Here is a 12,417-nt window from a genome sequence, read left to right as displayed (position 1 = left end):
GTCGCGTCACTTGCGCGGCACCACCGCGAGGCCCGCCAGGGGCACCGCCGCGAGTGCCAGCCACGGCAGCGCCCCGCCCCGCTCAAGGAGCGCGCCCACCGGCGCGCCGCCCGCCAGCACGACCACGCCCGACAGCGAGGACAGCGCGCCGGTGAAGAAGCCGAGCCTGCGGTCCTCCACCAGGTCGGGCAGCCAGGCGCGGGCGGCCGGGACCACCAGCATCTGCCCCGAGGTGAGCAGCACGACGAACGTCAGCGCGGGAACGATGCCGCCCACCGGCAGCAGCGCCCCCGCCCCAGCGAAGGCCGCGGCGATCAGCGCGAGGCCGCAGCGCAGCGCCGCCCGATGGGACAGCCGGGCCGACACCGCGCGCGACAAGGGCAATTGGGCCGCCACGACCAGGGCGGACGACAGGGCGAAGAGCCAGCCGAGGGCGGCCTGTGAGCCGAGGGCCCGGTCCAGCTCGGCGGGCAGGGCGAGGTAGAGCTGGTTGTACGCGAGGAGGTAGGTGCTGTAGGCGAGACAGAGGGCGAGGAAGGCGCGGTTGCGGACCAGTTGGCGTACGCCGTCCCGGAGCGAGGGGCTGGACGGGGCGGTGGCGGTCGCGTCGGCCCGTGTGTCCGGCATCAGGCGCCAGTGCGCGGCGAGGATCACGGCGAACACCGCCGCGCCCGCGAGGCACGCGGCGCGGAAGCCGCCCGCGAGGAGCGCCGCGCCGATGACGGGGCCGAGCAGGGCGCCGGCCTGGCCGCCCGCGGAGAACAGGCCGAGCACGCGGGTGCGTTCGACGCCGGTCGCCTCCTCATGGCGTACCGCCTGGCGGGCGATCTCGGTCTCGACGGCGGGCGAGAACAGCGCCGCCGCGAACCCGACGAGCAGCACCGCGCCGATCACCGACCAGGTGGCTTCGGCGAAGGCCAGCCAGCCGAGGCCTGCGACGCGCAGGACGCAGCCGGCGAGGACGACGGGACGCGGCCCGTAGCGGTCGGTGAGCGCGCCGCCGACGACGAAGAGCCCCTGTTGGCTGAAGGTGCGCAGGCCGAGGATGAGGCCCACGAGCCAGCCCGCGAGGCCGAGGGCGCCGCTGAGGTGGTCGGCGAGGTAGGGCAGGACCGCGAAGAAACCGATGTTGAACGCGCATTGGGTGACGACGAGGAGCTTGGGGAGGGCGGGCAGCGTCCGCAGGAGGCGGACGCGGACGCGTACGCGGGGACGGCGTGGGCGTGGGCGTTCGGAGGTGGCGGCAGCAGACATGCGGGGCGGACTCAGACTGTCGGGCGGGCGTGGTGGACGGCGACGGCGAGCAGGTCTCGGGTGTACGGGTCCTGGGGCGCGGTGAAGAGTGCGTGTGCCGTGGCGGTCTCGACGACGCGGCCGCCCGGGGCCATGACGGCGACGCGGTGCGCGATGTGCCGTACGAGGGGCAGGTCGTGGCAGATGAAGAGGTAGCCGAGGCCGAGCCGGTCCTGGAGGCCGGTGAGGAGGTTGACGATGCCGGAGCGCACGGAGGGGTCGAGGGCGGAGACCGGTTCGTCGAGGACGAGGAGCCGGGGCCCGAGGGCGAGCGCGCGGGCGATCCCGACGCGCTGGCACTGCCCGCCGGACAGCTCGTGCGGCAGCCGGTCCGCGAGGGCGGGGTCCAGCCCTACGAGCTCCATCAGCTCGGCGGCGCGCCCGGCGACGGGTCTGCGGTGCACGCGCAGCGGCTCGGTGATGGTGTCGCCGATGGTCTTGCGCGGGGCGAGGCAGCTGTAAGGATCCTGGAAGACGGGCTGGAACTGAGCCCGTAGCCCTCGCATCTGACGCCCCGACAGGCCGACCGTCTCCCGCCCGTCGAAACGCACACTGCTGCCGGGCTCGGGCCGCAGCAGCCCGAGGACGGCGAGGGCGGTGGACGATTTCCCGGCCCCCGACTCGCCGATGAGCGCGAGCGTCTCCCCCGCGTCGACGCGGAAGGAGACACGGTCGACGACGGTGCGGTCGCCGTGCCGGACGACGAGATCGGTGACGTCGAGCAACGGTTTCACGAGAGGGGCTCTCCGGGGGGTTGTGTGGGGCCGAGGAAGAGGGTGGTGGCGGGCACGGGCAGTTCCGACCCCCGGTGACAGGCGACGAGCCGCCCGCCCCCGGTGTCCTCCAGCGGCGGTTCCACTTCCCGGCACAGCCCGACCGCCATCGGACAACGAGACGCGAAGGCGCACCCCGCGGGGACCTCGAACGGGGAGGGCGGCGCCCCCGCGATGGCGGGCAGCCACCGGTCGCGCCGCGGACCTGCGGGATCCCTGGGCAGCGGCACGGAGGCTGGGCCTGCGCCCACATCGGCGGCACCGGCCGCCGCACCGCCCGCCCCGGGCGCCGGGCCCCTGGGGCGGGGCCTCCAGCCGGGTCGGACCCACGCGCCGAGCCACCAGCCACGCGGTCGCCGGGGCCTGCGGCGGCGGCGCCGCCAGCCGGGGCCGAGGCGGGGGCACCCGGCTTCCGGCCGTCGAAGCCTCCCTCCACCCCGGTGGCGCCCGCGCCCCACCCCGGCGGCAGCGACGCCACCAAGCCCGCCGTGTAGGGCGAGCCCGGCGCGGTGAAGATCTGGCGTGCGGGGCCCGTCTCGGTGACTCGGCCTGCGTACAGCACCACCGCGTGGTCCGCGTGTGCCGTCGCGAGGGGCAGGTCGTGGGTGATCAGGAGCAGCGCCGCGCCCGTGGCCTCGCGGGAGCGGGTCAGGGCGTCGAGGACCTGTTCCCGTACCCGCGGGTCGAGCGCGGTGGTCGGCTCGTCGGCGACGATCAGGCGGGGGCCGTTGATCAGGGCCATGGCGATCACGGCGCGCTGCCGCATGCCGCCGGAGAACTCGTGCGGCAGGGCGCGGGCGCGGCGCGCGGCGTCCGCGATGCCGACGGCGTCCAGCGCGGCGACCGCCCTGGCCCGCGCCTCGGCGCGGGGCACGCGGGCCACGGAGCGTACGGCGGCGGCCAGTTGGTCGCCGACCGGGTGCACGGGGCTGAGGACGGCGAGCGCGTCCTGCGGGACGTACGCGACGCGACGCCCCCACAGCCTCCGGTACACGGCCGGTCCCGCCCCGGCGATCTCCTCGCCGTCGAGACGGACGCTGCCGAGGATCCGGGCACCGTGCGGCGCCAGGCCCAGGACAGCCCTGGCGGTCAGGGACTTGCCCGCACCCGACTCGCCGACCAGGGCGGTCACCTGCCCCGCGGGTACGTCGAAGGAGACGCCCCGCACGGCGGGCACCGCGCCGACGGTCACCCTCAGGTCGCGCACGGACAGCACCGGCGGCATGGTTTCGTGAGTCGTCGTCATCAACGTGCCCCGTACACGGCGTTGACGGGCCCCTGGGCGGCATCGCCCCGCACCGCCCGGCGCGCCTGGGGCCGCAGCCCCGCCAGCGTCACCGCGAGGCCCGCGAGGAGTGCGAGCGCCGCCGCCGGGCGAGGGCGGCGAGCGGCGCCCTCTCCACGTACAGCCGCGACTCGTCGAGCAGCAGACCCCACTCGGGGCGGGCGGCCGCGCGCCGAGGCCGAGGAAGCCGAGCGCGGCGAGCGCGAGGGCGACGCCGGGCAGGCGCAGCACCGCGTGCCGGGCGACGGGCCCCGCCACCGCCGGCAGCACGTGCCGCGCCAGGATCCACGCGGGGCCCGCCCCGACCGCGCGCAGGGCGGTCAAGTGGGCGCTCGCGCGCACCTCTTGGACCAGCGCGGCCGCGTGCGCGGCGAGCGGCGGCCAGGAGATGAGCGCGACCGCGAGGGACGCGCCGAAGGTGCTCGGCCCGGTGAGGGCGGCGACGAGCACGCCTGCGATGACGGGCGGCAGTGCGTTGGCGATGTCGGCGAGACCGGCCCCGGCGTTCGGCAGGAACCCGATCGCGAGGGCGAGGAGGAAGGAGACGGCGCACACGCCGAGCGCCACGCCGACGGTGCTCGCGGCGCCGTGCCCGAGCCGGGCGAGCACATCACGGCCGAGCCCGTCCGTGCCCAGGGGGTGCGCGGCGGACGGCCCGGCGAGGCGCAGGGCGGTGTCGACCGTGTAGGGGTCGCGCAGCAGTCCCGCCCCGATGACCAGCGCGAGCACGGCGCCGAGCGTGGCGGGCACCCATGCCCGTACGCGGCCGGGCGGCGGCGCGGGCAGCGTCAGCGCGCCGCCCTTGAGCGCGGCGCCGAACAGCCGCAGCCGGACCAGGGCCGCGCAGCCGCCCGCCGTCAGGGCGAGCAGCAGCAGCGCGAGGACGGAGCCCTGGAGCAGCGGCAGGTCCTGGGACTTGGCGGCGCCCAGCGCGGTGCGACCGAGGCCGGGCACGGCGAAGACGGTCTCGACGGCGACCGCGCCGCCGGTGAGACCGACCACGACCAGGCCGACCTGCGGCACGAGAGCGGGCAGGGCGCGCCGCAGCGCCGCGGCGACGACCCGGGTCCTGCTCACCCCGGAGGCCCGCCACACATCGGTCCAGCGTTCGCGGAAGACGGCGGGCAGCGCGTCGTCCACGAGCCTGCCGAGCAGCCCGCCCGCGGGGATGCCCATCGCGAGGGCGGGCAGCACGAGGTGTTCGGGGCCGCGCCAGCCGGAGACGGGCAGCAGGCCCCACCACACGCCGAAGGCGATCAGCAGGACGGTGCCGAGCAGGAATTCGGGGACTGCGGCGAGCATCGCCCCGCCCGCGCCGCCCCCGCCGCGCAGCGTTCCGCGGGCGCCCCGCACCAGGGTGGCCGTGCACAGCGCGCTGGCGACGAGCGCCGCCACCGCGAGCGAGGCGGCCATGAGCGTGAGCGAGACGCCGAGCCCGGACAGCACCGAGGGCAGCACGTCGGCACCGGAGACCCAGGACGTGCCGAGGTCCCCGCGCGCGAGGTCGCCCGCCCAGCCGCCGAGCAGCGCGAGCGGACCGGCGTCCAAGCCGAGGTCACGACGGACGGCGCCCAACGCCTCGGCGGTGGGCTCCTGTTCGGCCGACCTGGCCCGCAGCACGCTCAGCGCCGGGTCCTTGCCGGAGAGCCAGGGCAGCAGGCCCACGGTGGCGACGACGGCGAGGAGCGCGCCGAGCCGGGCGAGACCGGCCCTGAGGGTGGGCCCGTGAGGGGCGGCACCCGACCGCTCGGCTCGCTTCCGCATCACTTGGGTCCGCATGGCTACTTGACGTACGTGTCGGCGGTGATCAGCTCGCGTTCACGCGGGTCCTTGACCGACCCCACGACATCCGTGGCGTCGCCCTGGATGACCCGCTCGTGGAGCATCGGGATCGCGGCGTCGGTGTTGAGGACGGCCGTCTCGGCGTCGAGCACCGCGGCCCGGCGGGCGTCCCCCGACGCGGTCTCCTCGGCCTTGCGGACGGCCTTGTCCACGCCGGGGTCGGCGAGTCGGGAGATGTTGAAGGAGCCGTCGCCCGCGAAGTCGCTGCGCAGATACGCGGCCGGGTCCCCGGAGTCGATGACGGTGGCGCGGGAGAGGATGAACGCGTCGAACTTGCCCGCGAGCGCGTCGGCCTCGATGTTGGCGTACTCGCGCACCTCCAGCTTGACCTTGAACCCCGCGTCCTTCAACTGTTGCTGGAGGGTGGCGGCCACCTCGGGCAGTTCGGCGCGGTCGGTGAAGGTGCCGATGGTGACCGTGTCGCCGGACGGCTCGGCGGCCTTCGCGGCGTCGGTGCGCCCCGCACGCCGGTCCGCCCAGGGCAGGGCCGGGCCGAGCAGGCCTTCCGCCACGTCGGCGCGCCCTTCGTAGACACCCTTCACGAGGGCTTCGGCGTCGATGGCCTCGCGTACGGCCGCCCGCTGCCCGGCGTCCTTGAAGACGCCCTTCTCGGTGTTCAGGTACAGGGTGTTGGTGCGCGGCATCGGCACTTCGGTGATCTGGTCCGCGGCGAGGAGCGAGGCCTGGGAGACGGGGATCGCCTCCACGATGTCGGCGTCGCCGCCGCGCAGGGCGGCGGCGCGCGCGGCGCCGTCCGGGATGAAGGTGACGTCGATCCCGGCGGCCTTCACGGGGCCGCCCCAGTACTTCTCGTTGCGGTCGAGGGTGGCGGACGAGGTGCCGTCGGCCTCCTTCAGGACGAAGGCGCCGGTGCCTGCGCCCACCGGGTCGACCGTCTTGCCGCGGTACGCCTTGGCGGCCAGGACGGAGAGCTGCGGCGAGGAGAGGCGCTGCGGTACGAGCGGGTCGGGCTCGCCGGTGGTGACGGTGACGGTCCTGCCCTTGGCCTCGGCCTTGAAGTCGACGCCGTCGAGGATGCGCGGCTTGGGCGCCGCGCCGGCCGCCCTGGTCAGGGACCGCTCGACGGCCTCGGCGGTGAGCGGCGTCCCGTCGTGGAACCGTACGCCGTCGCGGACGGTGAACGCCCAGGTCCGCTCGCCGGTGCGCTTCCACCGGGTGGCCAGCGCGGGCCGTGCGTCGCCCTCCCGGTCCAGGGTGACGAGGGTTTCGGCGGTGGACCAGCGCGACAGTTTGAAGGCGTCGTCGCCGGAGCCGGGCACGCGCGGGTCGAGTCGAGGGGCTCGCGGCGAAGCAGCCGCTGAGCGTGAGTACGCAGGCCAGGGCGAGGGCGGCGGGGGGTATGGAGCTACGGAGGCGCACGGCACTTCTTCCGGGGACGGGGCGGGCGGGACGGCCTGCGGGACGGGCGGCGGCCGGGACCACAGGAGCGACCACAGACGCGACCACGGGGTGCGATCACGGGCTCGCCGGTAGGCCCGGCGGCATGCGGAACGCCCTGGCGGCACGGCACGGCCCACCCGGCTTTGCGTTCGCTTGACCCTAGCAGCATGACAATCATTTTCACTAGCGCCCTCGCGGTGCGCCGCCGCGGGCCCGCGGGCAGGGCCGCGGTCGTCGTCGCGCAGGCCACCACTCCACGGGCCCGAAAGCGGCGACCCATGGAACTCCATTCCGGCAGTACACGGCTCTTCCCACCGAGCCACCGATCTCGCCTCCGGCCGGTGGACGCCGACCCAGGGTGCCGTGCCGCCCGCGAGCGTCCGGCACGGCACCGTGCTGCCGGTGACGCAGGCCGAGTACCGCCACCCGCTTCCCGGCAGGGGCGTCAGTAGGCCACGGGCCAGCCGCTGCTCCAGTTCAGGAGGTTCACGCCGAGCTTGGGCTTACCGCCGTCCTGGCCGTCGTAGTAGTGGTAGACGAGCAGGTCGCCGTCCACGTCCTTCATGACGGACTGGCCGCCGGGGCCGATGTAGCGGCCGTGTGACTCCAGGACGGGCGTGCCGCCGTTGTCCGTCATCGCGACGCCGTTCTTGTCCCGGTAGGGCCCGGTCACGCTCGTGGCGCGCCCCACCTTGATCTTGTACGTGGAGCTGGTGCCCGCGCAGCACGTGTCGTACGACGCGAACAGGTAGTAGTAGCCGTTGCGTTTGACGATGTAGGGCGCTTCGACGGCCTTGGTGCCCGTCGGCCGGGACGCGAGGGAACGCCGCGCCGTGTCGCCCGCGTACTGCTTGCCGGTCGCCGGGTCGACGCGGATCATCTTGATGCCCGTCCACCAACTGCCGAAGGACAGCCACCACTTGCCGTCGTCGTCCACGAAGAGGTTCGGGTCGATGGCGTTGTAGTCGCTCGCCGTGCCCGACGTGTAGACCACGCCCTGGTCGCTCCAGCTGCCCGGCTCGCCCGTGGCCGACGTCGCGAGTCCTATCGCGGACGTGTTGGAGCCGAAGCTGGAGACGGAGTAGTACATCAGGTACTTGCCGCCGTGGTACGAGATGTCGGGCGCCCAGGCCTCCGGCACGGTGGAGTACCGCGACCACCAGGCGGGCCGGCTGCCGAAGGCGTCCGCGCCGCCCCGGAAGGCGGTGCGGTCGGCGGAGGACCGGTGGCTGATGCCGCCGCCGGTCGCGTAGAGCAGGTACTTGCCCGCCGGGGTGCGGACCATCGTCGGGTCGTGGAGGACGGTGTCCCCCGTGACGGTCCCGGGGTTGGGGTAGGCCGCCGCGGTGCCCGGCACGAGGGCGAGCAGCGCGGCGGCGGGGAGGGCGAGAAGCATGCGGCGTCTCGCGGGGCGGACGGTGCGGGTGATGCGCAGGAGGGTGCGGCTCACACGGGTCTCCTAGGGCCGATGTTCTCGACTGTCCGAGATTTCGGACGTCGGTCGTGTCATCGGACGGGACCGTAGAGTCGCGGCCCTCCCGCGTCAATGGTTCGCGCGTCAACCGTTGCGGTTCGGCCAGCGGACGCCCGCCGCCCGCGGTCACGGCCCGCGGCTCAGCCCAGCCTGATCACGTTCCAGGACAGCGGCTCCAGGGTGGCGGTCAGGACGCCGTCCACGAGCCGCGCGCCCGGCACGTCGTGCGGGGTGACCCGCTCCGGGTCCTCCAGCGTGTTGCGGGCCTCGGGGTCCGCGTCGGCCACGGCGCTGTGCTCGATGACGGTGCCCAAATCCAGGCCGCTCAGGGCCACTTCGATCGGCAGCGGCTCGGTCTGGCCGCGGTTGACGGCGAAGACGGTGACGGTGCCGTCCTCGGCGCGTACCGCCGTGGCGTGCAGCAGGGGCACCTCGCCGAACTTCGCCGTGTCGTACGTGGGTGAGTCCACGCGTACGTCGAGGACCCGGCCGCGGCCGTGCCGGGAGGCCTGCGCGAAGGGGAAGAACGTCGTCTGGCGCCAGGCGGGGCCACCCGGTTCGGTGAGGATCGGCGCGATGACGTTGACGAGCTGGGCGAGGCAGGCGACGGTCACCCGGTCGGCGTGGCGCAGCAGGGCGATCAGCAGGGAGCCGAAGACGACGGCGTCGGTGACGGTGTAGTTGTCCTCCAGGAGGCGCGGGGCCTCCTGCCAGTCCTCTTCCGGCTGGAGGGCGGTGCGCCGCTGGTACCAGACGTTCCACTCGTCGAAGGAGAGGTTGATCCGCTTCTTCGACTTGAGCCGGGCGCCGACGTGGTCGCAGGTCGCGACGACGTTCTCGATGAAGGACTCCATGTCGACGGCCGAGGCGAGGAAGGAGTCCCGGTCGCCGTCGATCTCCTCGTAGTAGGCGTGCAGCGACACGTGGTCGACGAGGTCGTACGTCTCGGCGAGGACGGTCGCCTCCCAGGCCGCGAAGGTCTCCATGGACTGCCCGGAGGAGCCGCAGGCGACGAGTTCCAGGGACGGGTCGATCTGCCGCATGGCGCGGGCGGTCTCGGCGGCGAGACGGCCGTACTCCTCGGCGGTCTTGTGCCCGGTCTGCCAGGGCCCGTCCATCTCGTTGCCGAGGCACCAGAGGCGGATGCCGTAGGGGTCCTTGTCGCCGTGGGCGGCGCGCAGGTCCGAAAGAGCCGTGCCCGAGGGGTGGTTGGCGTACTCCTGGAGTTCGAGGGCCTCGGCCACTCCCCTGGTGCCGAGGTTGACGGCCATCATCGGCTCCGCCTGCGGGCCCACGCTGCGGACGAAGCGGATGAACTCGGAGAGGCCGAAGCGGTTGGACTCCGTGGAGCGCCAGGCGAGGTCGAGCCGGCGCGGCCGTTCGTCGACGGGGCCGACGGAGTCCTCCCACTTGTAGCCGGAGACGAAGTTGCCGCCGGGGTAGCGGATGGCGGTGACGCCCAGTTCGCGGATGAGGCCGAGGACGTCGCCGCGCAGGCCCGCCTCGTCCGCGGTGGGGTGGCCGGGCTCGTGGATGCCGGTGTAGACGCAGCGGCCGAGGTGCTCGACGAAGGAGCCGAAGAGCCGCGGGTCGACGTCGCCGACGGCGAAGTCCGGGTGGACGGTGAAGCGGGCGGGGCGGTCGGGTCGCGTCATGGGTTCCTCAACAGGTCGGTTGCCGGGCGGGGTTCGGTACAGCGGGCGTGGAGCGGTGGTGCGCGCGGAAGGGCCGCACAGGCCGGGAAGGGACCTGTGCGGCCGGTCGGTGGTGCGTCGGCCGGTCAGCCGGTCTTGATCCGCAGGAACGTCACGGAGTGCGCGGGGAAGGTGTACGAGAACGAGTCGTCGACCCCGTTGAAGACCGAGTCGACCGGCTTCACCGGCGACTCGTCCTTCGTGTTCTCGGCGGCCGGGTCCGCGGCCAGCGTGGTCACGCGTGCCTTCGGCGCGACCTTCGCGCCCCGGCCGAGGTCGACCTTCGTGCGGGCCTGCGTCGCCTGGGCGTTGACCACCTTCACGATGAGGTCGCCGGTCGCCTTGTCGCGCGTGACGACCTGGCGGAAGGGCTCGGCGGGCTTGTCGTCGGTGAAGGAGCCCCACTTCTTGCCGTCGAGGTAGAGCGTCACCTGGCGGCCGCGCACCTCGACGCGGAGGTCGTAGCTGCGGCCCGCCTCGATCTTGGTGGTGTCCTGGATCACCGTCTGCTTGGCGCCGTCGACGGTCTTCTCGACGGCGGACTGGGTGTTGTTCCAGCCGCCGAGGTTCCACCAGTAGTGGTTCCCGGTGTCCTTGACGCCGAAGGCGACCATGAAGCCCTCCTTGCCGGACTTCTTGGTGGCCTTCACCTTCAGGTCGTAGTTCTGCCAGCCCTTGTCGCCGGCGGTGACCAGGGTGTTCTCAGCCGTCTCGTCGGACTGGACGTACGCGCCGTCCCGGACGGTCCACGTGCCCTTGCCGGCCGCCTTGGTCCACCGGCCGTCACCGGCGGAGAAGTCGTCGGAGAACAGGGGCTTGCCGTCCGCGCCGGTGACGGAGACGTCGTCGTAGGCGGCGCTGGTGGCCCAGGTGGACAGACCGACGGCGCCGGTGATCGGTCCCGAGGTGGCGGGCGTACCGGAGGCCTTGGAGGGCACGACCTCGTCGCCGACGTTGCGCATGAAGAGCTTCTGCGTCTCGTAGTTCGCCGAGCCCCACGACTGGTCGTTGTCGAACCAGATCATGTTCGGCTTCCACTGGACGTAGTCCTCGTTGGCGAGCAGCGGCGCGTACGAGGCGAGCTTCACGACGTCCGCGTTGCGCTCCAGGCCGGTCATGAACGCGGCCTCGGACAGGGCGTTGCCGAAGGTGTTGCCCTGCGAGGCGTACTCACCGAGGAAGACCTTGGGGCCGCCCCGGTCGTAGGAGTCGTAGCGGTCGTTGTTCTCCAGGAACCACTGCGGGCTGTTGTAGTAGTGCTCGTCGACCATCGCCACGTTCGCGTCGCGGTTGAGCTGCCACGCCTTGTCAAAAATCGAACCGCTGTCGTCGGGCCCGGAGTTGGAGATGACGGTGATCTCCGGGTGCTTGGCCTCGATGGCGGCCCGGAACTCCTTGAAGCGGGCGAAGAACTCCTCGGGGAGGTTCTCCTCGTTGCCGACCGCCAGATGTGTGAGGCCGAAGGGCTTGGGGTGGCCCATGCGGGCGCGCTTCTTGCCCCACTCGCTGCTCACCGGGCCGTTGGCGAACTCGATGAGGTCAAGGGTGTCCTGGATGTGGCGCTTGAGCAGGGCCGGGTCGTCGGTGGCCTTGTTCTGGCCGCAGCCGGTCACCAGGGCGGGCACCACGGGCAGCGGCATGGCGCCGGTGTCCTCGGCGAACTGGAAGTACTCGTAGTAGCCGAGCCCGTAACTCTGGTTGTAGCCCCAGAAGTTGGCGTTGGTGGCGCGCTGCTCGACCGGGCCTATGGTGTCCTTCCACTGGTAGGAGCGCTTGCGCTGCCAGCCGGACTTCTCGTCGTACGCCTCATGGCTGCCGGTGTTGACGAGGCAGCCGCCGGGGAAGCGCAGGAACCCGGGCTCCAGGGCGGCGATCTTCTCGGCGAGGTCCTTGCGCAGGCCGTTCTCGCGGCCCTTGTAGGTGTCGCGGGGGAAGAGGGAGATCATGTCGAGGGCGGCGTCCGCCCCCGAGGCGACCGTCAGCCGGCCCGCGGTGGAGGTCCGGGTGGCGGTGAAGGACGCCTTGTACTTGGCCCAGCCGCCGCGCGCGGTGACCCGGCGGGCCGCGGCGAGCTCGCCCGAGGCGTCGTGCAGGGTGAGGGTGAGCGGCGCTCCGCCGGCGCGGTCCGTGCGGGCCCAGACCGAGAAGTCGTACCGCTTGCCCTTCTCGACCGCGATGCCGGTGTTGTATCCGGAGTTGGTGACGGACGAACCGGCTGCCAGGGAGAGGTAGTTGCGGTTGCGCTCGTGGAGGCGGCCGCCGTCGTTCACGACCTTCGCGGTGCCCTTGGTGTCCCACGAGGTCAACGGTGTGTAGTTCCGGTTGTCCGCGGGCTCGTACTCGAAGGACCTGTTCTGGACGAGTTCGGCGTACAGCCCGCCGTCCGCGGCGCGGTTGATGTCCTCGTAGAAGACGCCGTACATCGTGTCGTCGATCTTCGCGCCGGCGCCGGCGGTGTCGACGTCGATCGTGTAGTCGGTCGGCTCGGCCGCGGCGCTCGGACCGACGGCGAGCGTGCCGGCCAGCAGGGCGGTGACGGTGAGCGCGAGGCTCCCTCGTCTACGTGCCATGTCATCCCCAGATGTTCGAGATATCGGACGTTGGTCAGCACTTCGAACGGAAACTTAGGAAGCGGAGGGATCTCCCGTCAACGCC

General features: G+C 73.1%; 7 protein-coding genes and 2 pseudogenes. All 9 read right to left on the bottom strand.

All coding sequences use genetic code 11. The annotated features are described in order from the left end of the window. Positions 1–6: 6 nt before the first annotated feature. The 9 genes and pseudogenes from KKZ08_RS32745 to KKZ08_RS32705 all read right to left on the bottom strand — a co-directional run bounded on the left by KKZ08_RS32745 (position 7) and on the right by KKZ08_RS32705 (position 12,332). Complete coding sequence (locus tag KKZ08_RS32745) at positions 7–1,254, bottom strand: MFS transporter (RefSeq protein ID WP_223779284.1); 1,248 nt, start codon at positions 1,252–1,254, stop codon at positions 7–9. An 11-nt stretch (positions 1,255–1,265) separates the two neighbouring features. Next, a complete protein-coding gene (locus KKZ08_RS32740; RefSeq protein WP_223777866.1) occupies positions 1,266–2,027 on the bottom strand; it encodes an ATP-binding cassette domain-containing protein in 762 nt (253 codons plus the stop codon). Next, the gene (locus KKZ08_RS32735; protein ID WP_223777865.1) at positions 2,024–2,296 is read right to left on the bottom strand and encodes an oligopeptide/dipeptide ABC transporter ATP-binding protein; all 273 of its coding nucleotides are present in this window, start codon (positions 2,294–2,296) and stop codon (positions 2,024–2,026) included. The genes KKZ08_RS32740 and KKZ08_RS32735 overlap by 4 nt, the downstream gene beginning before the upstream one ends. 521 nt (positions 2,297–2,817) lie before the next feature. Next, positions 2,818–3,171, bottom strand: a pseudogene (locus tag KKZ08_RS32730) (ATP-binding cassette domain-containing protein); the annotation flags it as partial. 140 nt (positions 3,172–3,311) lie between these two features. Continuing rightward, a pseudogene (locus KKZ08_RS32725) lies at positions 3,312–5,115 on the bottom strand (ABC transporter permease subunit). Positions 5,116–5,132: 17 nt separating this feature from the next. Then, a complete protein-coding gene (locus tag KKZ08_RS32720) occupies positions 5,133–6,473 on the bottom strand; it encodes an ABC transporter substrate-binding protein (protein WP_223777864.1) in 1,341 nt (446 codons plus the stop codon). Positions 6,474–7,039: 566 nt separating this feature from the next. Then, positions 7,040–7,990: an arabinan endo-1,5-alpha-L-arabinosidase gene (locus KKZ08_RS32715; protein ID WP_223779283.1), complete on the bottom strand. Its 951-nt coding sequence runs from the start codon at positions 7,988–7,990 to the stop codon at positions 7,040–7,042. Positions 7,991–8,208: 218 nt separating this feature from the next. Continuing rightward, complete coding sequence (locus KKZ08_RS32710; protein WP_223777863.1) at positions 8,209–9,723, bottom strand: alpha-N-arabinofuranosidase; 1,515 nt, start codon at positions 9,721–9,723, stop codon at positions 8,209–8,211. A 125-nt stretch (positions 9,724–9,848) separates the two neighbouring features. Beyond that, the gene (locus KKZ08_RS32705; RefSeq protein ID WP_223777862.1) at positions 9,849–12,332 is read right to left on the bottom strand and encodes an alpha-L-arabinofuranosidase C-terminal domain-containing protein; all 2,484 of its coding nucleotides are present in this window, start codon (positions 12,330–12,332) and stop codon (positions 9,849–9,851) included. Between the last annotated feature and the right edge of the window lie 85 nt (positions 12,333–12,417).

Origin of the sequence: Streptomyces sp. 135, assembly GCF_020026305.1 — a bacterium.
Classification (GTDB): Bacteria; Actinomycetota; Actinomycetes; order Streptomycetales; family Streptomycetaceae; genus Streptomyces.
This window is presented reverse-complemented; position numbering and strand designations above follow the sequence as displayed.